This is a genomic window from Binatus sp. (SeqCode) (assembly GCF_049584895.1).
Taxonomy (GTDB): domain Bacteria; phylum Desulfobacterota; class Binatia; order Binatales; family Binataceae; genus Binatus.
Genome location: NZ_JBAUYR010000057.1, coordinates 21919 through 44487, shown reverse-complemented (window position 1 = coordinate 44487; position 22569 = coordinate 21919). Strand labels below are relative to the sequence as shown.

24 protein-coding genes are annotated in these 22569 nt (G+C 60.7%); 14 read left to right on the top strand and 10 right to left on the bottom strand.

Annotated features, from left to right (window positions below; genetic code table 11):
• Nucleotides 1-9 precede the first annotated feature (9 nt).
• Entirely contained in the window at nt 10-1326 is a 1317-nt protein-coding gene (locus tag WB650_RS10835; protein WP_423960414.1) for a protoporphyrinogen/coproporphyrinogen oxidase, read from the top strand.
• 35 nt (nt 1327-1361) lie between these two features.
• Here the strand turns inward: WB650_RS10835 and icd are convergent, their stop codons facing one another.
• Nucleotides 1362-2609: an NADP-dependent isocitrate dehydrogenase gene (icd, locus tag WB650_RS10830; RefSeq protein ID WP_422306721.1), complete on the bottom strand. Its 1248-nt coding sequence runs from the start codon at nt 2607-2609 to the stop codon at nt 1362-1364.
• Nucleotides 2610-2969: 360 nt separating this feature from the next.
• Between icd and WB650_RS10825 the strand changes: the two genes are divergently transcribed.
• Nucleotides 2970-4184 carry an acyl-CoA dehydrogenase family protein gene (locus WB650_RS10825; protein ID WP_422306719.1) on the top strand — a complete coding sequence of 405 codons (1215 nt, stop codon included), beginning with the start codon at nt 2970-2972 and terminating at the stop codon, nt 4182-4184.
• 68 nt (nt 4185-4252) lie between these two features.
• Here WB650_RS10825 and WB650_RS10820 read toward each other — a convergent pair whose 3' ends face one another.
• On the bottom strand, nt 4253-5401 hold the full coding sequence (locus tag WB650_RS10820) for an acyl-CoA dehydrogenase family protein (protein WP_422306717.1): 1149 nt from the start codon (nt 5399-5401) through the stop codon (nt 4253-4255).
• A gap of 161 nt (nt 5402-5562) precedes the next feature.
• Between WB650_RS10820 and nadA the strand changes: the two genes are divergently transcribed.
• Genes nadA through WB650_RS10790 form a run of 6 tightly spaced genes read left to right on the top strand, consistent with a single transcriptional unit; the run spans nt 5563 to nt 11267 of the window.
• On the top strand, nt 5563-6573 hold the full coding sequence (gene nadA, locus WB650_RS10815; protein ID WP_422306715.1) for a quinolinate synthase NadA: 1011 nt from the start codon (nt 5563-5565) through the stop codon (nt 6571-6573).
• Between the two features lie 50 nt (nt 6574-6623).
• Entirely contained in the window at nt 6624-7262 is a 639-nt protein-coding gene (locus WB650_RS10810; protein ID WP_422306713.1) for an NUDIX hydrolase, read from the top strand.
• 21 nt (nt 7263-7283) lie between these two features.
• Nucleotides 7284-7706 (top strand): CYCXC family (seleno)protein, encoded by a 423-nt coding sequence (locus tag WB650_RS10805; RefSeq protein ID WP_422306711.1) that lies wholly within the window; start codon nt 7284-7286, stop codon nt 7704-7706.
• A gap of 3 nt (nt 7707-7709) precedes the next feature.
• Nucleotides 7710-8336, top strand: coding sequence for a DedA family protein (locus WB650_RS10800; protein WP_422306709.1), 627 nt, complete (start codon nt 7710-7712; stop codon nt 8334-8336).
• 35 nt (nt 8337-8371) lie between these two features.
• Nucleotides 8372-9874, top strand: a complete 1503-nt coding sequence (locus WB650_RS10795; RefSeq protein ID WP_422306707.1) for an ATP-binding protein — start codon at nt 8372-8374, stop codon at nt 9872-9874.
• Nucleotides 9846-11267: a sigma-54-dependent transcriptional regulator gene (locus WB650_RS10790; protein ID WP_422306705.1), complete on the top strand. Its 1422-nt coding sequence runs from the start codon at nt 9846-9848 to the stop codon at nt 11265-11267. Before WB650_RS10795 ends, WB650_RS10790 begins: the two co-directional genes overlap by 29 nt.
• Before the next feature lie 220 nt (nt 11268-11487).
• Here the strand turns inward: WB650_RS10790 and WB650_RS10785 are convergent, their stop codons facing one another.
• On the bottom strand, nt 11488-11820 hold the full coding sequence (locus WB650_RS10785) for a gamma-glutamylcyclotransferase family protein (RefSeq protein WP_422306703.1): 333 nt from the start codon (nt 11818-11820) through the stop codon (nt 11488-11490).
• A 52-nt stretch (nt 11821-11872) separates the two neighbouring features.
• On the opposite strand from WB650_RS10785, the gene WB650_RS10780 reads away from it, so the two are divergent.
• From WB650_RS10780 to WB650_RS10760, 5 genes are all read left to right on the top strand, one after another.
• Nucleotides 11873-12628 carry an MlaE family ABC transporter permease gene (locus WB650_RS10780; RefSeq protein ID WP_423960409.1) on the top strand — a complete coding sequence of 252 codons (756 nt, stop codon included), beginning with the start codon at nt 11873-11875 and terminating at the stop codon, nt 12626-12628.
• Nucleotides 12628-13377, top strand: coding sequence for an ABC transporter ATP-binding protein (locus WB650_RS10775; RefSeq protein ID WP_422306699.1), 750 nt, complete (start codon nt 12628-12630; stop codon nt 13375-13377). The genes WB650_RS10780 and WB650_RS10775 overlap by 1 nt, the downstream gene beginning before the upstream one ends.
• Before the next feature lie 27 nt (nt 13378-13404).
• Nucleotides 13405-14610, top strand: a complete 1206-nt coding sequence (locus WB650_RS10770; RefSeq protein ID WP_422306697.1) for an MlaD family protein — start codon at nt 13405-13407, stop codon at nt 14608-14610.
• A 56-nt stretch (nt 14611-14666) separates the two neighbouring features.
• A complete protein-coding gene (locus WB650_RS10765) occupies nt 14667-15161 on the top strand; it encodes a hypothetical protein (protein WP_423960407.1) in 495 nt (164 codons plus the stop codon).
• 469 nt (nt 15162-15630) lie between these two features.
• Entirely contained in the window at nt 15631-16065 is a 435-nt protein-coding gene (locus WB650_RS10760) for a helix-turn-helix domain-containing protein (protein ID WP_422306693.1), read from the top strand.
• Between the two features lie 21 nt (nt 16066-16086).
• Here WB650_RS10760 and WB650_RS10755 read toward each other — a convergent pair whose 3' ends face one another.
• A complete protein-coding gene (locus WB650_RS10755) occupies nt 16087-16929 on the bottom strand; it encodes an enoyl-CoA hydratase/isomerase family protein (RefSeq protein WP_422306691.1) in 843 nt (280 codons plus the stop codon).
• 108 nt (nt 16930-17037) lie between these two features.
• Here WB650_RS10755 and WB650_RS10750 point away from each other — a divergent pair, with 108 nt between their 5' ends.
• The gene (locus WB650_RS10750; RefSeq protein ID WP_422306689.1) at nt 17038-17301 is read left to right on the top strand and encodes a hypothetical protein; all 264 of its coding nucleotides are present in this window, start codon (nt 17038-17040) and stop codon (nt 17299-17301) included.
• A 12-nt stretch (nt 17302-17313) separates the two neighbouring features.
• Here WB650_RS10750 and tyrS read toward each other — a convergent pair whose 3' ends face one another.
• The 6 genes from tyrS to cutA all read right to left on the bottom strand — a co-directional run bounded on the left by tyrS (nt 17314) and on the right by cutA (nt 22568).
• Entirely contained in the window at nt 17314-18513 is a 1200-nt protein-coding gene (gene tyrS / locus WB650_RS10745) for a tyrosine--tRNA ligase (RefSeq protein WP_422306687.1), read from the bottom strand.
• Between the two features lie 100 nt (nt 18514-18613).
• Nucleotides 18614-19102 carry a hypothetical protein gene (locus WB650_RS10740; RefSeq protein WP_423960404.1) on the bottom strand — a complete coding sequence of 163 codons (489 nt, stop codon included), beginning with the start codon at nt 19100-19102 and terminating at the stop codon, nt 18614-18616.
• 243 nt (nt 19103-19345) lie between these two features.
• The gene (gene pth, locus WB650_RS10735; protein ID WP_423960402.1) at nt 19346-20035 is read right to left on the bottom strand and encodes an aminoacyl-tRNA hydrolase; all 690 of its coding nucleotides are present in this window, start codon (nt 20033-20035) and stop codon (nt 19346-19348) included.
• 13 nt (nt 20036-20048) lie between these two features.
• Nucleotides 20049-21134, bottom strand: a complete 1086-nt coding sequence (gene hisC, locus WB650_RS10730) for a histidinol-phosphate transaminase (protein WP_422304110.1) — start codon at nt 21132-21134, stop codon at nt 20049-20051.
• Nucleotides 21135-21141: 7 nt separating this feature from the next.
• Nucleotides 21142-22185 (bottom strand): Gfo/Idh/MocA family protein, encoded by a 1044-nt coding sequence (locus WB650_RS10725; protein ID WP_423960400.1) that lies wholly within the window; start codon nt 22183-22185, stop codon nt 21142-21144.
• Nucleotides 22182-22568, bottom strand: a complete 387-nt coding sequence (cutA, locus tag WB650_RS10720) for a divalent-cation tolerance protein CutA (protein WP_422304112.1) — start codon at nt 22566-22568, stop codon at nt 22182-22184. Before cutA ends, WB650_RS10725 begins: the two co-directional genes overlap by 4 nt.
• Nucleotide 22569: the final 1 nt, after the last annotated feature.

The following is a 22569-nucleotide window of genomic DNA, read 5'->3' as shown; positions in this document are numbered from 1 at the left end:
TGAGAGTTAATGCCTAACAAGAAGGTAGTCGTGGTTGGTGCCGGAATGGCCGGGTTGTCGGCTGCGTATCGGCTCCGAAAGGCGGGAGTCGACGTGACTGTCCTCGAATCGAGCGATCACGTCGGCGGCAGAGTCCGCACCGAAACGCGCGACGGATACCTGGTCGAGCGTGCCGCGCAGCTGATCACCAGCACCTATCGCAACGCGCTCGGCCTGGTGAAGGAATTGGGCCTCGAAGCGGAACTGAGGCCGACCAGCCCGTGGATGGCGATCGTCAAGGACGGCAAGCCGCGCCGGATGCCGTCGGGCGCGATGTTTCCGATTTACGCACTCACCTCCGGACTGGTCAGCATCCCCGATCTCGCGCGCTTCATCTGGCATACGACCAAGCTGAAGTGGCCGCCGGTCGACAACTACGCGGCGTGGGCCGAGTACGACGATATGGACACCGCCAGCTGGTTCGCACCTCGGCTTGGCCGCGCGACCGATTATCTGGTCGAGCCTCTCGTCGCGGGCGGCCTGCTATGCGTGATGGAAGAAACCTCGCGGGCAGCCACGCTCGCGACGCTGGCGCTCACCGACAACGGCCGCGGCAAGGAGATGAGCCTCAGCCGCGGCCTGGGATCGTTTCCGGAAGCGCTCGCGTCGAAGGTCGACGGAAGGCTGGAGTCACCGGTGCAGTCGATCGAAGTTCGCGACGACGGCGCCGTCGTGCAGTTGTCGGGCGAACAGATGCGCGCCGACCATGTCGTGCTCGCCGCGACGGCTCCGGCCGCGTCGCGTCTCTATCGCGGCGGTGATGAGGTTGAACGCCGGCTCCTCGCGACCGAGTACGTAACCGGGATCAAGATTGGTATCGCCACCAGCCGTCATTGGCGCAATGAGCCCGGGCTGAAAGATGTATGGGGATTTCTGGTCCCGCGTCCCGACCGTCAACTGATCGCGTCGGCCACGCTCGAATCGGCCAAGGATATAAACCGCGTGCCGGACGGCGAGATGCTGAATGTGTTCGTCAAGAACGAAGCTGCCGGCGCGATGATGGATCTGTCGGACGACGAGATCGTCGCGAAAGTGTTGCCCGACATCGAGCGATTTTTTCCCGGTGTCACCGCTACCAAGCGCTTCGCGCACATTGTGCGATGGCCGAACGCGCTACCCAAGTCGCCAGTCGGACGGAGCCGCGACGTGGCGGAATACAGAAAATCGCGGCCATCAGCCAAGCGCGTCCTGCTCGCCGGCGACTACATGGGCCTCCCGCATTTCGAGTCCGCGATTGAGACGGGGCAATGGTGCGCCGATCAGATAATCCGGCAACCTAACCCCTAACCCCTTCCCGAGCGGGAAGGGGAACCGGACTAAAATCACATATTGTCGACGATCGCTTTGCCGAACTCGGAGCACTTCAGCAGCTTCGCGCCGGTCATCAGGCGCTCGAAGTCATAGGTCACTTCTTTCTTGCTGATCGTTTTCTCGAGCCCGCGAATGATGCCGTCGGCAACTTCCTGCCACCCCATGTGCTCGAACATCAGCACGCCCGACAGGATCACCGAGCCAGGATTTACCTTGTCCTGGTTGGCGTACTTGGGCGCGGTGCCGTGCGTCGCTTCGAAGATCGCGTGGCCCGTGAGGTAGTTGATGTTGGCTCCAGGAGCGATTCCGATGCCTCCGACCTGCGCCGCGAGCGCATCCGAGATGTAGTCGCCGTTCAGATTCATGGTGGCGACGACGTCGAATTCATCGGGGCGCGTCAGCACCTGCTGCAGCGTGATATCCGCGATCGCGTCCTTGACCAGCAACTCACCGGCGGGCGGCTTGCCGTTGCAATCGTCCCATCCCACCGCCTTGCCCTTGTATTCGCGGCGGACGAGTTCGTAGCCCCAATCGCGGAACGCGCCCTCCGTGAATTTCATAATGTTGCCCTTGTGCACGAAGGTCACGCTCTTGCGCTTATGTTTAATGGCGTAGTCGAGCGCCGCGCGAATCAGCCGTTCGCTGCCCTCACGCGAGACCGGCTTGATGCCGATGCCCGAGGTGTTGGGGAAGCGGATTTTTTTGACGCCCATCTCGTCCTGCAGGAACTTGATGACCTTCTTCGCCTCGGGCGATTCCGCCGGCCATTCGATTCCTGCGTAGATGTCCTCTGTGTTCTCGCGGAAGATTACGACGTCGAGTTTCTCCGGATGCTTGACCGGGCTCGGCACGCCGGCGAAGTAGCGCACCGGGCGCAGGCATACGTAGAGATCGAGCATCTGGCGCAGCGCGACGTTGAGCGATCGGATGCCGCCGCCAATCGGCGTCGTCAGCGGACCCTTGATACCGACCAGGAATTCGCGGAACGCCTCGACAGTTTCGTCGGGCAGCCAGTTCTTCCACTGGTTGAACGGCTTCTCGCCCGCGAACACTTCCATCCAGGCGATCTGCCGCTTGCCGCCATATATTTTCTTGACCGCATTGTCGAAGACGTACTGCGACGCCTTCCAGATGTCGGGGCCGGTGCCGTCGCCTTCGATAAACGGAATGATCGGGCGGTCGGGAACTTTCAGAGTGTGATTGGCGCCAAGGGTAATCTTTTCGCCGTTGCTGGGAACCTTGATGTGCTCGTATGCCATCGGAGTTGCAATTCGCCTCGTCTTTTAATGATAGAGCGCAGCCGAGACCCGCGTCTCAATTTTTTCACGGCGTCCCGCAGCGCTCAAAGTATCCGGCTATCATATAGCAAAGGACTCGCGATGCCAGTATCGAAGATCGGGGCGGTGTTTAGAGAGCGGATCCACTTTCTCGGGCCGCCGATCGCGGATCCGTTTTGGAAAGTCGGAGGGAAGCCGCGGCGCGTTGGCGAGATACTCTTTCCAAGTGCGCCGACGCACACGACCGACCGTTACGAGCTTCGCGGTTTCACGCTTAGGCATCGTCTGGTATTTAGCTTAAAGAGAGTTCGACTACTGACGAAGGATCGAGTGGAGCAGCCGATGGATTTTACTTACACGCCGGAACAGGAAAAATTTCGCGCTGAAATTGCCGGATGGCTCGAGAAGAATTCCGCCGAAGCTTTCGGGAGCAAGGGCGAGGGGCTCGGCGGCTCGACTGCGAGCCTGCTCGACGTGCGCGACGACGGGCGATGGGCGCAGCTCCTCGACTACCATCGCCGCCTTTACAAGGCTGGTTACGTCGCGCTGCACTGGCCCAAGGAATGGGGCGGTGGCGGCGCGAGCATGATCGATCAGTCAATCTACCAGGACGAAGTCCTGCGGCTCGGGCTGCCGCTCTACGGCGCCAACCAGCTCGCGATCGATCGAATCGGTCCGACCATCATGCATCTCGGCACCGAGCAGCAGAAAAAGCGCTACCTGCTCAAGATGCTCACCGGCGAGGAAATCTGGTGCCAAGGCTACTCCGAACCCGGCGCGGGCTCCGATCTCGCAGCCCTGCAGACGCGCGCGGTGCTCGACGGCGACACCTTCGTAATCAACGGGCAGAAAGTGTGGACCAGTCTGGCGCATCGCGCGGACTGGCAAGTGCTGCTGGTGCGAACCGACCCGTCCGCGCCGAAGCACAAAGGGATCTCGTACCTGCTGGTCGACATGCACAGCCCCGGGATTACGGTGCGGCCTCTCGTTCAGATAACCGGCGACGCCGGATTCAACGAAGTCTTTTACGACAACGTTCGTGTGCCGAAAGAAAATCTGGTCGGCGATCTGAACGCGGGATGGCAGGTGTCGATCGCGACGCTGATGTACGAGCGCCTCTCCGGCGGCACGCGGCATCCGGTGGAACGCACAATCGGCGAGCTGCTCGAGCTCGCGAAGAAAGTCGATTTCGAAGGCGGCCCCGCGTGGAAGCATCCGTACGTCCGGCAGAAGCTGGCGCAGTTCGCGGTCGAAGCCCGATGCCTGCGGTTGTCGCGCTACCGCTCGCTCTCGGCACAGCTCAAGGGCAAGGTGCCGGGCGCGGAGAGTTCATTCGGCAAGCTGTTCGCGACCGAACTGAACCTGCGCGTCGCGATGTTCGCCGACGAGATGCTCGGCGCGTTCGCCAACGTCGAAGACGGCAGTGTCGGCGCAGTCGAAGGCGGCCGCTGGATGCATCGAACGCTCGCGGCGCGCGGACTGACGATCGCGGCGGGCTCGAGCGAGATTCAGCACAACATCATCGGCGAGCGCGTCCTCAAGCTGCCGAAGGGCTGACATCGTCAGGGGTTGCGCGCTTCGCGCTCAGATTCCTGCTCTCGATCGTGGGGCGAGGGAATAAGAGCTCAGATTGGATAGCGCGCCAGGAGGCCGCGGGCGATTACCAGCGCCTGGATCTCGTTGGTGCCTTCGCCGATCATCATCAGCGGGGCGTCGCGGTAGAATCTTTCAACCGGGAAGTCGGCCATGAAGCCGTAGCCGCCCAGCACTCGCATCGCATCCAGAGAAATTTTTGCGCAGGCTTCTGAGGCGAAGAGCTTGGCCATCCCGGCTTCGACGTCGCATCGTTCGCTCGCGTCTTTTTTGCGCGCGGCGTTGGCGACCAGCAGGCGCGCGGCTTCCACGCGCGTCGCCATGTCGGCGAGTAGCAGTTGGACGGCTTGATGCTGGCAGATTGGTTTGCCGAAGGCTGTCCGTTGTTGCGAGTAGCGAATCGCGGTTTCGAAGGCGGCCTGCCCTACTCCGACCGCGCGCGCGGCTACGTTGATGCGTCCGACTTCGAGCGCGCTCATCACCTGTTTGAATCCTGCCCCTTCGGCACCGCCGATTAAATTTGCGGCGGGGACGGCCACGTCTTCGAACAGAACTTCGCAGGTGTCGATTCCTTTGTAGCCCAGCTTGTCGAGATTGCGGCTGACCGTTGGGCCGCGATCGCTCTTCTCGACGGCGAACATGCTGATGCCGGCGTAAGCGGGATCGGCGTGCGGATTGGTCTTGGCGGCGACCGCGAGCATCGTGCCATGGCGGGCGTTGGTGATGAACATTTTCGAGCCGCTCAGGATGTAGTCATCGCCGCGGCGGACTGCTGTCGTGCGAATTGATTGCACGTCGCTGCCGGCGTGTGGCTCGGTGAGCGCGAGACCGCCGCGCTTTTCGCCGCGCGCCATCGCGGGCAGGAAATATTTTTTCTGCGCGTCGGTGCCGTGATTCGCGATAACGTACGCCATGATCAGATGGCTGTTGATGACGCCGGCCAGCGACATCCATCCGCGCGACAGTTCTTCCATCACGCGCGCGTAGGTGAGGAAGCTGAGACCGAGACCGCCGAAATCGGCAGGAATGGTAGCGCCGAAGAGCCCAAGCTCACGCATCGTCGCGACCATCGCGTGCGGATACTCGTCGCGATGCTCAAGGGCGGAGGCGTTGGGGATGACGTCGCGCTCGACGAAGCGGCGCACGGCATCGACGATTTCGCGATCCAGTACTTCATCCATCACTTTAACTCCTAAAAAGCGGGCCACACTCTTGCCATCGCACTGGATTTATCAGAGCCCAGCGCCATTTCGCCAATAAGAAAACGGCTTGTGCCGCGGATCAGCATGGAGTAAGTGTCAGAGTGACGCAAAGTCGTTGAGCAATTGAGGATTGAATCGTGATGGAAGCTGTAGAGACGGCGATTGATGCGCGTGCGCTGCGCGAGAAACTCGCGGTGCTTGGCAATGAGAGTTACACCGCTGAGACGTGCGAGCGCTACGCCGACATGATTGCGGAGATTAAGCAGCTCAAGAGAGAGCGGCGGGCGGTGATCCTTGCGCATAACTATCAGCGGCCGGAGATTTTCGAGGTTGCGGATTTTATCGGCGACTCGCTGGAGTTGGCGCGCAATGCGCGCGATATGCGCGACGCGGATGTGATCGTATTTTGCGGTGTGCATTTCATGGCTGAGACGGCGAAGGTGTTCAATCCTGATCGTAAAGTGCTGCTGCCGGATTTGAAGGCGGGATGTTCGCTGGCGGACAGCGTGACGGCCGAGGCGCTGGCGGATCGGAAAGAGGAGCTGCTCAAGATTTATCCCGATCTGAAGGTCGTGTCGTACGTCAATTGCACGGCGGACGTGAAGGCGCTGTCGGATGCATGTTGCACGTCGGCGAATGCTACCAAAATTGTCGAGCGGATCGATTCGGAAAATATTCTGTTCGTGCCGGATCAGAATCTCGCGAACTACGTGCAGGGGCAGACCAGGAAGCGCGTCATTTCGTGGGACGGCAACTGCTACGTGCATCACCAGATAACCCCCGACGAGGTGAACAAGGTCAAGCGCGCGATTCCCGGAATCAAGGTGATTGCGCATCCGGAGTGCCGCCGCGACGTCCTCGCGCTCGCGGACGCCGTGCTCTCGACCAGCGCGATGATGTCGTACGCGCGCGCCAGCGACGCGGATAAATTTTTGGTGGTGACGGAGTGCGGGCTGTCGGATCGGCTGCTGATGGAAATTCCCGACAAGCATTTTTACAAGGCGTGCAAGCTATGCCGGTTCATGAAGATGATCACGCTCGAGGGAACCCTCGATTCACTCCGACACCTGCGGTACGAAATCGAGCTGACCGAGGACGTGCGCGAGGGCGCGAAGCGGGCGCTGGAACGCATGCTCGAGCTGAGCGTCTGAGCGCGGGGGCACAGAACGTCGTCGCGAGCGGCGAGCAGATCGCGCGGCCGATGGTCGCGGTCGACACTGTCCTGTTCGCGATCAACGACGGGCGTCTGCAGACCTACCTGGTCGAGCTGCGTCGCGGGCCGGGTCGCGGCCGGTGGGCATTTCCGGGCGGGCTGGTGCGAGTGGGCGAGCTGCTCGACGATGCTGCCCGGCGCGAGTTGCAGGATTCGACGGGACTGCGCGGCGCTTATCTCGAGCAGCTGTTCACCTTTGGAGATCCGTCGCGCGATCCTCGGGCGCACGTGGTGTCGGTCGCCTACATGGCGCTGATTCCCGATGTGAAGGCTGTCAGCGCGCCGTGCGATAAGTATGCGAACGGGAAGTGGTACGAAGTCACGCGGCTGCCGCAGCTTGCGTACGATCATTCGCTGATGGCGGCGTACGCGGTGAAGCGGCTGAAGTCGAAGCTCGAATACACGAATATCGCGTATGCGTTGCTGCCGAAGGAATTCACCTTCGCCGAGTTCGAAGAGCTGTACTCGCTCGTCCTGGGGCGTCCGCTGGATCGGCGCAATTTCCGCCGCAGCATTCTGGCGATGGGGATGCTGAAACGGCTGCCGCATACGCGCCGCGGACCACATCGGCCGGCCGCTCTGTACAGTTTCGCGAATCAAAGCCTAAGGTTCATCGAGATGCTATAATTTCTGGTTGCGGGGAGAATCATGTTCAAGGGCATCAACCGAATTGTCGCACTTACGGTCGCCGCCATTCTGGTAGTGGCGATCGCATCCGCGGCTTACATTTCGAGCAGTTCGCAGCCGTCCGACGTGAAGCTGGCCGCATCGGGCGATCCGGGCGCGAAATTGCGGATTACGCTCGACCCGCAGAATTTCCAGGGCACGGTGCGCGAGGCGTACGAAGTAGCGGAGAAGGACCCTGCCCTGCTGGCGCAACTGCATTGCTACTGCGGATGCGACGTCACTGACGGCCACAAAAATCTGCTCGATTGCTTCCGTGATACGCACGGCAGCACCTGCGCGATCTGCTGCGGTGAGGCTCGCGACGCCGAGTCGATGGCGAGCCGGGGGATGCCAATCGAACAAATCCGGGACGCACTTCGCGCGCGCTACGCGCACGGGAGCTAGAGCTTGGTCGGACTGATCTCCGCGTACATCGAACACTTCACCTACATTGGATTGTTCGTGGTTCTGATGCTGTGCGGACTTGGATTGCCGATTCCCGAGGACGTGGCGCTACTGGCGGGCGGCTATTTGGTGCATCGCGGGATCACCCGCTATCCGATCACGCTTGCGGTGTCGTTGCTCGGCGTGGTCGCGGGCGACAACTCGCTGTTTTTCATGGGACGGCGCTTTGGATCAGGACTGGTGCGGTACTTCTCGATCGGACGGCCTGGCCGCAAGCATCAGATCGAGCGGATCGAGGCCTTCATGCAGCGCCATGGGCATCGCGCGATTTTCTACGCGCGGTTCCTCGCCGGGCTGCGCGCGCTGGTCTATTTGTCCGCGGGATCTTTCGGGGTCAAGCCCAGCGTATTTTTGTTTTACGATTTGCTGGGCGCGCTGATCTCGGTTCCGATTGTGGTGACGCTCGGCTACGTTTTTGGCCAGCAGCTCGAATGGATCGTCAGGTACATCGGCGGCTTCGAGCGGCTGATCGTGATCGTCGCGGTCCTGAGCGTTGCGATCTACGGAACCCGGTTGATGGTACTGCGTAAAACCAGCGAGCCGGAAGCCAAGACCGAATTGCCCGAATAATTTTGCGCGCGCAGGCCCACGCGCCGATGTCGAAAATGGAATCATACTTTCCCGCGTTGAACCTCAAGGCGAAGCTGATCGTGCTGATGGTCGGTCTGCTCGCGCTGACGTTGGGCGCGGAGGTTTGGGTGAGCCTCGGCACGCAGGCGGCGATTGTCGCGGACACGCAGGAGAAGGTTAAGGACCTGGCGCGCGTGATTCAGATCGGCGTGCAGGAATTGACCGCGGTCGGAAACATCGATCGCGAACAATTGCACCATTACGTGGACGACCTGCACACCCAGGGGCTCGAGGTATCGATCGCATCGAGCGAGAATCTGATCCTGAACAGCTCGGATCCGAATCTGATTGGGGCGGCGCTGCGGCCGAAGCAGGCGGAATGGTTGACGCCCGAGCAACTCAGGCATCCCGAAAAACTGGTGACTGTTCCGGCCGGCAAGCTTGGGCTCGCGCCTGAGACGACGGTCTACCTGATTCCGGTCGAGGTCGAAGACCATCTGCTGGGCTACGTGCAGGTGGTGGCGAATTTCGGCGACTTCGCGCAGCCGCTGGCCGAGAGCAGGACGCGCGAGCTGCTGATCGCATTTGCGATTTTCGCGATCGGGCTGGTGTTCGCGTACATCCTGGCCGATCGTTACGTGAAACCGATTCATGCGGTCGCGGCCGCGGCGCAGAATATCGCGGCGCGCGGCCTGGAGCCGGTTCCGGAGGCACATCGGCGCGACGAGATCGGTCTGCTGACACGCAGCTTCAACGACATGGTCGGGCAACTGCGCCGCGCGCGCGAGCGCGAGCAGGAACTGAATCGGCTCGAGCGGTTCACGGCGCTCGGGCAATTGGCGGGCGGCCTCGCGCATGAGATCAAGAATCCGCTGAATTTCATCAGCCTCGCACTCGACCAGCTACGGATGCGCTACGCGCCGCAGCAGCCGAACGATCGCGAAGCGTTTTTACATCAGCTCGGGATCATGAAGGACGAGATGCGGCGGCTGGCTGACCTGGTGCAAAGTTTTTTGCATTACGGGAAGCCGATCGAAATATTCCCGGCGCCGACCGACGTCCTTCACCTGGTGGACGAAGTGGTGGCGCTGTCGGAATCGAAAATGAAGAGCCAGGGGATCCAGCTGATCGAAGAATGCGACGAGACGCCGATCCTCAAGGTGGACGCGGAGAAGCTGCGCACCTGCTTTATCAACGTGGTCGCCAACGCGATACAGGCGATGCCGGAAGGCGGCAAGATGCGGATTGCGTTTCGGCGGGTCGATGCGGACGGATCGATGGTGATCAGTTTTTCCGACACCGGCGGCGGAATCGAAGCGGGCGTTGCCGGGCACGTCTTCGAGCCGTTCTTCACCACCAAGCGCGACGGGATCGGGCTCGGGCTGTTTCTGTCAAAGGCGATCGTCGAGACCCATGGCGGTAAGATCGATATCGGGCCGAACGCGGACGGACCCGGCACCACTTTGACTTTCACCTTCCCGCCGAGCGCGGTAGTAAACGGACACCATCATGACGCAGGCCTCAGTACTGGTCGTTGAAGATAACGACCTCGAACGACAGATAACCGCCGATACGTTGCGCGAAGAAGGCTTCGCGGTCGAAGAAGCCGCGGTCGGCAAGCGCGCGATCGAGCTGCTGGCGCTGTCGCGTTTCGACGTCGTGCTGACGGACCTGATGATGCCGGGCATGTCGGGCGAGGAGTTGCTCGCGAAAGTGCGCGGCACCTATCCCGGCAGCCAGGTGGTGGTGCTGACCGCGCATGGATCGACCGACAGCGTCGTGCAGGCGATGAAGGCGGGCGCGTTCGACTACCTCGAGAAGCCAACGGACCGCGAGAAGCTGGTGACACGCGTCGCGAAGGCCGCGGAGTTCGCAAACCTTCAGCAGGAAAATCAGCTGCTCAAACGGCGGCTCGAGGGTACGTTCGAGATCGAAGGAATCATCGGGCAGGATCCCGCAATACAGGAAGTGATCCGTCTGGTGCGTCGCGTCGCGCCGTCGAATTCTACCGTGCTGATCCAGGGAGAGAGCGGCACCGGAAAGGAGATAGTGGCCAAGGCGATCCATCGCCTATCACCGCGGGCCGCGCGGCAGTTCGTCGCGATCAATTGCTCGGCGATTCCTGAAACCCTGATCGAAAATGAACTGTTTGGGCATGAGCGCGGCGCTTTCACCGGCGCCAACGAGCGCAAGATCGGGCTGTTCGAGAGCGCCGACAAATCGACATTGTTTCTCGACGAGATCGCCGACCTGCCGCAGGGAATGCAGGCGAAAATCCTGCGTGTACTGCAGGAGAAGGAGTTGCGACGCGTCGGCGGCAACGATTCGTTTCGTATCGACGTGCGGCTGGTTGCGGCGAGTAATCGCAATATCGCCGAGGAAGTCGGCGAGGGGCGCTTCCGCGAAGATCTGTACTACAGAATCAACGTCGTGACTGTGACGCTGCCGCCGCTACGCGAGCGGCGCGGCGATATCCCGCTGCTGGCAAATCATGCGCTCGCGAAATTCAGGCATCTGGCGGAAGGACGCGTGAAAGAGATCGGGCGCGAGGCGATGGAAGTCGTGCTCGATTACTCGTGGCCGGGCAATGTCCGTCAGCTCGAGTCGGCGATCGAGCGCGCGATTCTGCTGTGCGAGGGCGAGAAAGTGATGCCGCGCGATTTGCCGGAGGAAGTCCTGTCGCGCAAAACACCGACCCGCAGCGGCGAGCGTCAGCGCGGCGACCGATACGAAATTCCGAGCGAGGGCTTCAATTTCGAAACGTTCGAGCGCGACGCGATTCTACAAGCGCTCGAGCGCAACGACTGGGTAATCGCGAAGGCGGCGAAGATGCTCGCGATGAGCTACCGGACGCTACAATACCGGATCGATAAGTTCGGCTTGAAGCGCGGCGAGCAGCCAAAGCCGCTCCCGCCGGACATCAAGGGCTAGGAAAGGACCAACTCACTTATTGAATGTGAAACCCGCGGTGGGTTTCACGCTTCCTTCGGCAGGGGTGACCCCTGCACCCGGTGAAAAGAAATCGCAAAATGGCGAGGACGCCATTTTGCTCTCAGGTTCCTTTCCTGTGTCATTCTAGAGCGAAGCGAAGAATCCGATCCTTCCTATTTGAATGCGAAGCTCTCGCAGACTCAACGCAACGTTTTAGAGACTAGTCCTCCGCCCATTTAGTCGGCAGATAGATCCAGCATTCTATTTTGCTCGAGTCTGCGGTGACGACTTCGATTCGCTCGCGCGTGTAGAGCGTCGGCACTTCTTCGTAGCCGTCGAGGATTTCCAGATCGCGCGCGCTCAGGCCTTCGAGGATCGCGCCGTCGGCGACGGCGTCTGCTTGTTTTGCGACGAAGTAGTAGCGCTTGCGGCCGCGGGTGTAGCCGATGAGGTGCGCCGGGCTTGCTTCGATGGGGCGGCCTAGCAGGCGCAGGCGCTCGGCCGGGTTCATCAGGGTGCCGTAGACGAAGAGTAGTTGGTCGTCGTTTTCCATTTCATATTGCCGCACCTGTCGGGTTCGCTTACGCTCGCACGAACAAGGCGCGATGCTCGAAAGAATATACCGGTTCCTCGATGAACTTGGCGAAGTCGGAGCACTGACTGGCGATTTTTTTCGGTACCTGGTGAGGCGGCCGTTCGAGGGGCGGTTGTTACTCGATCAGCTCGAAGCGGTCGGCGTGAAATCGGTTAACGTCGTCAATCTGACCGCGATTTTTTCCGGGATGGTGCTGGCGCTGCAGATGGGCCAGTTCCTGGCCAAGTTCGGCGCGAAAATTTATGTCAGCCGGATCATGGGACTGTCTCTGCTGCGCGAGATGGGACCCGTGCTGAGCGCGCTGATGGTCGCGGCTCGGGTGGGCTCGGGAATAACGGCGGAGCTCGGCACTATGAAGGTGACCGAACAGATCGACGCGATGCGATCGCTGGCGACCAGTCCGGTAAAAAAGCTGGTGGTGCCGCGCGTGCTCGCGACTACCATCATGATGCCGGTGCTGACCGTCCTGGCGGACGCGGTCGGGCTGTTCGGCGGGCTGCTTATCGCGGTCACGCAGCTCGGCGTCAGTGCCGATTACTTTTACAGCTCGCTTATCCAGAACGTGCAGCTCGGCGATCTGTTCAGCGGGCTCGGGAAGTCGGTGTTTTTCGGCTTCGAGATTGCGATAATCGCCTGCGCGAAGGGCCTGTCGGCGACTGGCGGCGCGGACGGCGTCGGGCGCGCGACGACCTCGGCAGTGGTGGCGGCCTCGATCACGGTGCTGATCTCGGATTTCTTTCTGACCAAGTTTTTTCTATCGATCTGATGCCGAGCGACGGACCAAAGAAATTTATCGAGGTGCGCCAGCTCTGCAAGAGCTTCGGCGACAAGCCGGTTCTGCAAGGCGTCGATCTCGATGTGTTCGAAGGCGAGACTCTGGTTGTGCTCGGCGGCAGTGGCGAGGGCAAGAGCGTCATGCTGCGGCATCTGAACGGCCTCGAGCGGCCCGACCGCGGCGAGGTGATCGTCGCGGGCCGGCGGCTCAACGATCTCAGCGAGGACGCGATGGCCGACGTCCGCAAGGAAGTCGCCATGGTCTTCCAGGGCGGCGCGCTGTTCGACTCTTTCACGGTGTTCGAAAATGTCAGCTACCCGCTGCGCGAGCATGGCGGGATGGAGGAGCCTGTGATCGCGCGGCGCGTGACCGAGCTGCTCGATATGGTCGGGATGACGCGCGTCGAGCATCTTTATCCGGCAGAGCTCTCCGGCGGGATGAAAAAGCGGGTGGCTCTCGCGCGCTCGATCGCGCTGCAGCCGAAGGCGGTGCTCTACGACGAGCCGACCACGGGATTGGACCCTCTGGTGACGCACAAGATAAACTTGCTGATTCGTGGATTGCAGCGGCAGTTGGGTTTTACGTCGGTGGTAGTGACACACGATCTGAAGAGCGCGTTCATGGTCGGCGACCGTTTCGCGCTGCTGGACCAGGGGCGGATACGATTCAGCGGAACGGCGGATGAAGTGCGCGCGACCAGCGACGAGTTGATGCGAGAGTTTGTGGAGATCTCGCTGTGACGAATATGTTCGGATTGCGAGGCGCGCGTGGCTGATTCTGCGTTTGCGCGAGTGCGAGTCGGTGCGCTGATTGCGGCCGCTCTCGGAATCCTGTGCTTCGCGGTCCTGACGATTGGGCATGGCGCGCAACTCTTCACCCGCACCGAAATCCTGCAAGCGCATTTCGAGCGAATCGAGGGTTTGCAAACAGGAGCGCCGGTAACACTGTCGGGAGTGCGGATTGGCGCGGTCGATTCGATAATGTTTCCGCCCGAGCCCGAGAACGGCTACGTGATCGTGAAAATCTGGGTCGAACAATCCGCGGCCGAGCGGGTGCGGACCGATTCAATCATGCAGATACATTCGATGGGCCTGCTCGGCGACAAGTTCGTCGCGCTGACGCCGGGCACGGCGGCCGCGCCGCCCGCGAATCCGGACACCGTGCTCGCCTCGATAAATCCGATCGATTACGAGGCAATCCTGCAGCGCGAAGGCACTGACGATTTGATCGCGAACGTGATGGCGATTTCCGGCTCTATGCGCGCGATACTCGCGTCGATTGAAAACGGTCATGGGTTGCTCAGTGAACTGGTGCGCGGCGAGGACGCCAATGAGCCCAACCATCGGCTGACGCTCCAAGCGATTCAGCAGATGCTCGATCACGTGGACAAGCTGTCGGTCGCGCTCAACCACGCGATGGATCGCGTCAACCAGGGCCAGGGGCTGATAGGCGCGATGCTTAGCGACCAGACCGATGGCAAGCAGTTCCTCGATAACCTGTCGAATACGGCGGCGAAGATTCGTCAGACCAGCGCGCGCATGGACACGCTGATCGCGCGGTTCGACAATGCTCACGGGATTTTGCCGCAACTGATGGAGAACAAGGATTTCTCCGACGACGTGCTGCCGAGCTTGCGGCAATCGTCGCGCGACTTGAAGGAAATTCTGCAAAAGATCAATTCAGGGCAAGGCACCGCGGGCATGCTGGTCAACGACCCCAAGCTCTACCAGCAGCTCACCGGTTTCATGGACAATGGCGGAGGCTGGGGGATTCAGTTCATCAACGGGTTTTACAATCTAACCCATCCGCTCGCGAGTCCGTCGGCGAGCGCCGCCGGCGCACAGCCGGTGATGATGACGTCGTCGCAGGCGGGGTCGTGCCGTTCGCAACCGGCGCCGAGTACGGCCTCGGCGGCAATCCCGGCAATTGTGGAACCGCCTTCCAGCATTGTAAATTCTTCTTCGACAAAGTGAGTAACGGCGGCGAATGCGGTCGATTGTTAGAGACGTCTAGGGTATGTTAGCACGCTATGAGGCTTGAATTGCCGATGATCACGCTACGTACATTGCTCCTAAGTGCGGGCGCTGGGCTGATCGCGTTGCTCGTCGTCGGATGCTCGACGGTTAAGAGCGGAACGCTAAGTCCAGGGATGACCCCGGCTCAAACCGTGCAGTCGATGGGCGAGCCCGACCTGAAGGACAGTATCGCGGATCCCAATCACAACGGCGCCACCGTGTTGCGATACGTCTGGCTCGAGCCCGGCAAGGCCGCGATCTTCGGATCCGACGAGCGCCTCGCGAGCGTGCAGGATGTCGAGATCAACACCAAGGAGCGGGTCGAGGAGCAGGCTCATGCCGAGGCGGTAGCGTCGGGACCACCGCAGCAATTCGATCCGATCCAGACGCCGCTCGACTATTTTTTCTATCCGGTGAAGGCTGCGACAATTTATTTCGGCGCCGGTCTTAATTGTGCCGCCAGTGCTGTATGCCAGAAACCGCATCTTCCATCGCCGTCGTCCGGCTAGTCAAAAACTGCAAGTGATTGGATAGCATCGCTGGCGTGGGACTACCGAAGGCGGAGTCTTCCGATCCGGGCTCATCTTCGATAGCTTAAAGTACAATTTGATAGGTAATATTTACCGAATCGGTGCTAACCGCGGGTCTCTTTGGCGGAGTCTAGTTGTCACTGCCAGACCAAGTTCGCTATAGTTTTTTTGGCTTTTGCAATATCGAGGTCCGCTGGAGTGGACTAACTGTTCAGAAGTGTGAGACTGTTGGTCTGTAGAAACTGAACGAGCGCTCAGCACAATGGTTCACAGCTGCGCGGATGTGGAAACTGGCTGCGACCAAAGACGTATAAGATAAGCGGCAATGGCTACGAGTATCACGTTGATTTTAGTAATCACAATCGATCGAACAGAATCTTCACAATCTGTCCGGTAACAATCACCACCACGCAAACTTCTTACGGAAACTACGGGCGGAACATACACTATGAAAAAAGAGACTCTCGGTCAGGTTCTCAAACAGCGGCGCGGCGCGTACAACTACACTCAGCGTGAGCTCGCGCGCAAACTCGGAGTCAAGGCCAGCCACGTCGCCTACCTCGAAAACGGACGGCGCCGCCCTTCGCTTTCGCTGCTGTCGCGGATCGCAGAGACGCTCGAGCTCGACAAAAGGCAGCTTTTCCTGCTGGCGCATCCGGAAGCGCAGTGGATCATCGGTGAGAAGCGCGAGCCCTCGCCGTCGAAGCAGCGTGAAGATTCGTGGCGTAGGTTTTCGGGAGATCGCGGGACGCTGGCGCGTCACAAGGTCACGGAGCGGGAACTCAAAGTCCTGAAGAACGTGAACATGCTCGGCCGCGTGACCGGACCGAATCAATACTTGTTCATCCTGAACGCGATTCGCCAGGCGGTCGACGAAGACTAGCCGATCGCGAGTCTCAACTGTTCAAGCTCCCTTGGCTGGCGGCACGCCGATTCCCTTGAGGAATTCGGTGCGCGCGGTCATGGGATCACGCGCGACCGCCTTGTTGTAATCGGTCATGAGCGTCCGCGCGTCCTGCGAGCACATCAGCTGCGTCATCTCCATCCGCTCGACGTAGAGTCCGGATTCGAGGTCGCGATCGGCGCCGACGTATATGGCGCGCTTGATTGCCGCGATCGCGCGCGGCGGGCGGCTCGCCAGCGTTCGCGCCCAATCCATCGCAAACGGCATCAGGTCGTCGGGCGCAAGCACGCGGTTGACCATTCCCATTTTCTCGGCGTCGCGCGGATTGTAGACGTTGCCGAACAGCAGCACTTCGAGCGCCCTGCCCCGCCCTATCAGCCGCGGTAGGCGCTGCGTTCCACCGCCGCCGGGCAATATCCCGAGCACCGCCTCGGGTAATCCGATCTGATAAGGACCGTCTGCCGCCAGGCGAAAATCGCATGCGAGCGCGAGCTCGTAGCCGCCGCCCATGCAGTCGCCATTGATCGCAGCGATCACAGCTTTCGGCATCAACATGATCCGGTCGAGCATCCGATGGAACCCGGCCGACGCGACGGGAAAGAGTTGCGCGCAGGCGGCGGGATCGGCGGCCATCGCTGCCAGCTCGTCGACGCTGTAGTGCGTGATGAATTTGCCGTCGACACCGCCGGTAAGAATGATCGCGCGAGTGTTGGCATCGTTCTCGGCGCGGCCGACCAGCTCGAGCAGCTCCTGCGACATCGGCGCGGTCATGTAGTTCATCGGCGGATTGCTGATAGTCCAGACCTGAACCTGCTCGCGTTGCTCGACGGTAAAATGTTTCATGATTTTTTCTCCCTGGTCCGCGACTAACGCCGGCGGTTGCCGATGTCAACCACCCGTTGAGGGTGCGCATGCTAAGGACTAGGCTCAGGTGATGGAAGTGCAGTTTCGATGAAAATCGATATCGACCTCAAGTCCGGATTTCTGCAGAATCTCAAGCGCGAAGTGCTGGACTCGCTCAACACCGAAGAGCGTGCGATCATCGAGGTCTCGACCGGCGAGATGGGCAATAAGCCCGACGCAGTAAAGCTCGGATGGCTGAAGATGCGGACCAAGGAAACCTGGACCAAGCAGCGCTACACCAAGGCGCTCGGCCGCACGATGGAAAAGCTGCGCGAAGCAGTCGCCGCGGCTGAGAAGAACAAAGACGGCTGAGTCCGCGATCCGTCAGGGCTCGATTCGCGCTACGCGGCGCTTGCCCACTTCGAGCACCTTGTGCTCGCCCGGTACGAAGCGAAAATTCACGTCGGTTACAGTGTGTCCGTCGACCCGCACCGCGCCCTGGCTCACCAGGCGGCGCGCCTCGCTGGTCGAGGGCGTGAACTGTAGCTGCTTCATCAGCTCGCATATCCAGAGATCCTCGGCGATTCGGTACACCTGCGCGTTGGCGGGAATCTCACGGCGCTGATGCTTGCTCTCGAAGTACTCCTCGGCGCGAGTTGCTGCGGCCGCGCCCTGATATTCGGTGACGATCGTGCGAGCGAGGCGCTTCTTCGCCTCCATCGGATGCATCCCGCCCGACTTCACCGCTGCAATTTCGTCGGGGGGCGCGTTCGTCAGCAGTTCGTAGTATCGAACCATCAGTTTGTCGGGCACCGACATCAGTTTGCCGTACATGTCCTCGGGCTTATCGGTGAGGCCGACGTAGTTGCCGAGCGACTTGGACATCTTTTTAACGCCGTCGAGGCCTTCCAGCACCGGCATCGTGATCACGACTTGCGGGGCCTGTCCGAAATGCCGTTGCAGATCGCGGCCGACCAGCATGTTGAACTTCTGATCGGTGCCACCAATCTCGAGATCTGCTTTCAACGCAACCGAATCGTAACCCTGGATGACGGGATAGAGCAGCTCGTGCAGGAACAGCGGCTCTTCGGCCGCGAGGCGCTTTTCGAAATCGTCGCGCTCGAGCAGGCGGGAGACGCTCACGGTCGCCGCGATTTTGATCAGCTCCGCGATGTCGAGATCTTTCATCCATTCACTGTTGAAACGGACTTCGGTGACCTCGCGATCCAGAATCTTGAAGACCTGGTCGCGATAGGTATTCGCGTTGCGCTCGATCTCATCGCGCGACAGCGGTTTTCGCGTCTCGGAGCGTCCGGTGGGATCGCCGATCATCGCGGTGAAATCGCCGACCAGGAAAATTACGGTGTGTCCGGCGTCCTGAAAATCGCGCAGTTTTTTGAGCACCACGCTGTGGCCGAGATGGAGGTCGGGCGCAGTCGGATCTGCCCCGAGCTTGATTCTTAGTGGCCGGCCGATCGCAATCTTGGCCGCGAGCTCCGACGGAGAAATGATCTCGACGACGCCGCGAGCGAGCGCGGCCGCCTGTTCATCCGCCTGATTTTCCTTCACGTTCCGCTTTGCCAATTCCGTTCGCTCGAGTTCCAGTGGCAGTGGCTTCCAAGCGTACAGGAATTTTGACGGGGCGGAATAGCCCGCCAGGCGCGGTCCCGACTCGCTCGTTGACCTATCCGCGTTCAGCTGCGCGGTCGCCGTGAAAATGCGCCCGCTTGCTCACTGCCATCATCCCGCCGCACTCGCGCGCGGTCTTCATCGGGCGCTTGGGGATCATGCCTAGTTCGCGCAGACCTCGCTTCACGACGCCGAGTGCATGCTCGTGAATCATGCCGACCTCGCGCAGGCGAAAATCGCGATGCGGAAACTCGAGCTTGCCGGCTTTTCGCGCATGCGAGAATGTTCGCCGATGCACGCCGAAACCGGTCGGTCCGTAGAGCTCGCTCAGAAGCCATAGTGCGACCTCATCGAGCCCGCGCATGCACCATCCGATGCACTGGTAGTCGTCGATCGCGTTGGTAGCCACCACGCACGCATGCGCAGGCAGTTCGTCCGCCACCAGGCGTCTCGCCCGTCCGCTGTGAAGCACTTCGCGCAGCCGGAAATAGAAACGCAGGGCATCCTCTACTCTCCGGAAGCGGGTTTTGTGTTGATCCAACATCGCAGCCTCTTCTGCTGGGTAAAAATTATGAGACCGCACGAAGCGTGTGCCGATGGACCCGACCCGAGCCCCTTGCGCCTCTGCACGAACCAGATTGCCGTTCGAGCGAAGCGCGATAATTCACCGCACCAACGCTACGAGGGTTCCAATGTCTTGATGCTTAGCGCGGGGTTCGTCGGGAAGTCAACAGAATGATTACTCGCCAAGACAATTTGTTACTAGAAAGCAGCTGCTGATTGTAGTTTAACTGCGCTGATTGTAGCGATTCATCGCGGCTTCGAGTCCGTCCTGCGCGATTGCCTCTACCGCAAGCGCGGCCCGTTCCAGAAGAGCCGCAATCGCCTGTCGTTCGGCCGCGGTCATCGGCCGCAGCAGGTAGTCCTTGTTCTCTTCGGTCTTCGGCTGACGGCCAGGCTCCATTTCGACCTCGTTGCTGAACCCACGCGGCCGGCCAATTCCCATTCTGACCCGAATGAAATCGGTGGTTCCAAGCGACTCCGCGATTGAGCGAACGCCGCGGTTGCCGGCGTCGCCGCCGCCCTGCTTGATTCTGAGGCGCCCCGCTTCGAGATCCAGCTCGTCATGCAGCACGATCAGATTCTGCGGTGGAATTTTGAAATATCCGATCAGATCCGAAATGCACTCGCCGCTCAGATTGTAAAAAGTCTGCGGCTTGACCAGCAATGCGGTTTTTTCAGCCAGCGTGATTTCAGCGGTTACGCCTTTGAACCTGCGCCGGTTCAGCTCGACGTTTTTCGCTTTCGCGATTCGATCGATTGTCATGAAGCCGGCGTTGTGGCGCGAACGCGAATATTCCTCGCCGGGATTTCCGAGCCCGGCGACCATCCATTGAATCGATGGATGCGAATTGGAATCGGATTTCTTCGCGCGCGATGAGCGAAAATTTCCGAACAGACGTTTTATCGCCGCCATCGAGTTCAAGCGCTCAGGCGCGGCCGCGCCGTTTCGATTTCGTTGGAGTCGCGGCGACCAACGGAGCGAGCGCCTTGAACAGCGCGTCCATCTCGGCCGGAGTTCCAATCGAGATTCGGAGCGCATCCTGAAGCAGCGACGTCGCGAAATGCCGGACCAGAATTCCAGCGCGGCGTAGCCCGCGGGTGACAGGCGCCATGTCGCGCCCAGGCATTCGCGCCAGCACGAAATTCGCCTGCGACGCCGGGACCTCGAAGCCGAGCTTGCGCAGACGCGCCTCGGTGAGGGCGCGCGTGCGAATCACCTTGGCGACATTGCGGCGCATCCAGGCGGCGTCGCGCAGCGCTTCGGCTCCCACAGCCAACGCAACCTGGTTCAGGTTGTACGAATCCTTGACCTTCATCAGCGCGTCGATCACCGACGGATGCGCAAAACAGAGACCGAGCCGCATTCCGGCCAGCGAGTAGGATTTCGACAGCGTTCGCAGCACGACAATGTTGCGATGGCGACGGACCAGGCCGAGCGCGTTCTCGCCCGCGAAATCCACATAGGCTTCGTCGATCACGAGCAGGCGACCGTCGAGGCGTTTGGCAAGCGCGCTTAGGCTGCGCGCCGGAGTGATGGTGCCCGACGGCGAATTTGGACTGCATACGATAGTGAGATTGGCACGCGCGTCGGCGAGAGCGTCGAGCGGGATCGCAAAGTCGGCGCCGAGCGGGATGTGAAGGATTCGGGCCTCCTGCACCAGCGCCAGAGTGTCGTAGAGCGAATAGGTCGGGACGGGATAGGCAACGGTGTCGCCCGCTCCCAGCGTGGCGCGAAAGACCATCGCCAGCAGTTCGTCCGAGCCGTTGCCCGCGAGGATCATGCTCTGCGGAACCGAATAGATCTTCGCGGCGCTCGCGACGAATTCATCGGCACGCGGCGCAGGATACAAACGCAGCGCAGACCCTGCCAGCACTTTCGCGACCGCGCGTCGCACTCGCGGTGACGGCGGGTAAGGATTCTCGTTGGTGTTGAGCTTGATCAGGCGCTGGCCGGGACGCGGCTGCTCGCCGGGCCGATACGGCGCCATGTTTTTGATCGAATCACGAAACATGTGTGAATTATGAATCGAGCGGCAGCTTGATTCGACTGCCCGTCCACGACGAACGATAGCACGCCTCGATCGCTTCGACGGCGCGCAGTCCATCGATACCGTCAGGCGAGGGTTTCATGCGGCCCTGAATTGCGCCAACGAAATTTTCAGCGAGTGCGCGCGACGGAGCGAGCATGTCGCGCGGATCGAAGCGGCTCATCACGTCCTCGCGCGCGAACCCGGGGGCAGGACTGCCATCGGCTGTTAGAATCGAGATATCGTTGCGCGGATATCCCGCCATCACCCTGCCCTCGCTGCCGTAAATCTCGATCGCGGACAGCGGGGGCATGCTGCTCCAACTCGCCTCGACGACGCCAATTGCTCCTGATTTGAAGTGCATGACCATCGCGCCGGTGTCATCGACTTCGATCTGCTTGGCGAGGGTTCCGACTTGTCCCGATACGGAATCGATTTCGCCCATGAACCAGATGGCGAGATCGGCGACGTGGACGCCGAGATCAAGCATCGCGCCACCGCCGGCTTCTGAAGCCGTCGTGAACCATTTCTGTCGCGGCGCCCATAATTGAGGTCCGCCGTGTGAAAGCCGTGCGCGAATAAAGTTCGGCGTGCCGATTGCGCCAGTAGTCAGCGCGTCCTTAATAGCGCGCTCGATTGCGCCGAAGCGCAGCTGCATCGCGACCATCAGCACGCGATTGGCTTTCGTGGCCGCGTCAACCATTTTGCGCGCCTCTGCGGCTATAGGGGCCATCGGCTTTTCCACGAGCACGTGCGCGCCCGCGTTGAGCGCCTTCACCGTAAATTCGCAGTGCAAATTATTCGGCGTGAAGATTCCGACCGCATCCGGACGCTCGCGCGCCAGCATTTCATCGAAATTCGAATAGACCTTCGGCCGGTGCGCGTCATCCTGTGAAACTGCGCGCGCAACACGCTCGGCTTTTTCAACAGTGCGGCTTTGTATCGCGACGATTTGCGTGTCCGCGACGCTCGCAAGCGCGGGAATGTGTGCGCGCTCGGCAATCGCACCAGCGCCTGCAATCGCGATCCTGATCATCGCGAGCGTCCGGGTGCGCGCTTCGCAGGTTTGGCCGCGAATGAATGATGCCCGCCGGTCGTGTCGAGCATCCATTGGATGTACGGAGGCGAGCCGCGATCCGCGTTGAGCGCGAGGATTTCCGGCACCTCGTAGGTATGCATCTCGCGAACGCGCGTCTCAACTTTCATATAAAGCAGCGCGCGGGTTTTGATGATCAGCAGGTATTCGGGATCGTCCTTTACCTCGTCTCGCCATCGGTAGATCGATCGAATGGGTCCGACGATGTTGACGCATGCCGCCAGGCGTTCGTCGACCAGAGTGTGCGCGATTTTGACGGCCTGCTCCTCGCTGCCGGCGGTCACGAAAATCACCCGCATTTTATGACGGGTTCGCGCCGGCATC

Excerpts from the sequence above, each read along its gene's own strand:
- WB650_RS10835 (WP_423960414.1), top strand. The coding sequence starts at position 10 with ATGCCTAACAAGAAGGTAGTCGTGGTTGGTGCCGGAATGGCCGGGTTG.
- icd (WP_422306721.1), bottom strand. The coding sequence starts at position 2,609 with ATGGCATACGAGCACATCAAGGTTCCCAGCAACGGCGAAAAGATTACC.
- WB650_RS10825 (WP_422306719.1), top strand. The coding sequence starts at position 2,970 with ATGGATTTTACTTACACGCCGGAACAGGAAAAATTTCGCGCTGAAATT.
- WB650_RS10820 (WP_422306717.1), bottom strand. The coding sequence starts at position 5,401 with ATGGATGAAGTACTGGATCGCGAAATCGTCGATGCCGTGCGCCGCTTC.
- nadA (WP_422306715.1), top strand. The coding sequence starts at position 5,563 with ATGGAAGCTGTAGAGACGGCGATTGATGCGCGTGCGCTGCGCGAGAAA.
- WB650_RS10810 (WP_422306713.1), top strand. The coding sequence starts at position 6,624 with ATGGTCGCGGTCGACACTGTCCTGTTCGCGATCAACGACGGGCGTCTG.
- WB650_RS10805 (WP_422306711.1), top strand. The coding sequence starts at position 7,284 with ATGTTCAAGGGCATCAACCGAATTGTCGCACTTACGGTCGCCGCCATT.
- WB650_RS10795 (WP_422306707.1), top strand. The coding sequence starts at position 8,372 with ATGGAATCATACTTTCCCGCGTTGAACCTCAAGGCGAAGCTGATCGTG.
- WB650_RS10790 (WP_422306705.1), top strand. The coding sequence starts at position 9,846 with ATGACGCAGGCCTCAGTACTGGTCGTTGAAGATAACGACCTCGAACGA.
- WB650_RS10785 (WP_422306703.1), bottom strand. The coding sequence starts at position 11,820 with ATGGAAAACGACGACCAACTACTCTTCGTCTACGGCACCCTGATGAAC.
- WB650_RS10780 (WP_423960409.1), top strand. The coding sequence starts at position 11,873 with ATGCTCGAAAGAATATACCGGTTCCTCGATGAACTTGGCGAAGTCGGA.
- WB650_RS10775 (WP_422306699.1), top strand. The coding sequence starts at position 12,628 with ATGCCGAGCGACGGACCAAAGAAATTTATCGAGGTGCGCCAGCTCTGC.
- WB650_RS10765 (WP_423960407.1), top strand. The coding sequence starts at position 14,667 with ATGAGGCTTGAATTGCCGATGATCACGCTACGTACATTGCTCCTAAGT.
- WB650_RS10760 (WP_422306693.1), top strand. The coding sequence starts at position 15,631 with ATGAAAAAAGAGACTCTCGGTCAGGTTCTCAAACAGCGGCGCGGCGCG.
- WB650_RS10755 (WP_422306691.1), bottom strand. The coding sequence starts at position 16,929 with ATGAAACATTTTACCGTCGAGCAACGCGAGCAGGTTCAGGTCTGGACT.
- WB650_RS10750 (WP_422306689.1), top strand. The coding sequence starts at position 17,038 with ATGAAAATCGATATCGACCTCAAGTCCGGATTTCTGCAGAATCTCAAG.
- WB650_RS10740 (WP_423960404.1), bottom strand. The coding sequence starts at position 19,102 with ATGTTGGATCAACACAAAACCCGCTTCCGGAGAGTAGAGGATGCCCTG.
- pth (WP_423960402.1), bottom strand. The coding sequence starts at position 20,035 with ATGGCGGCGATAAAACGTCTGTTCGGAAATTTTCGCTCATCGCGCGCG.
- hisC (WP_422304110.1), bottom strand. The coding sequence starts at position 21,134 with ATGTTTCGTGATTCGATCAAAAACATGGCGCCGTATCGGCCCGGCGAG.
- WB650_RS10725 (WP_423960400.1), bottom strand. The coding sequence starts at position 22,185 with ATGATCAGGATCGCGATTGCAGGCGCTGGTGCGATTGCCGAGCGCGCA.
- cutA (WP_422304112.1), bottom strand. The coding sequence starts at position 22,568 with ATGCCGGCGCGAACCCGTCATAAAATGCGGGTGATTTTCGTGACCGCC.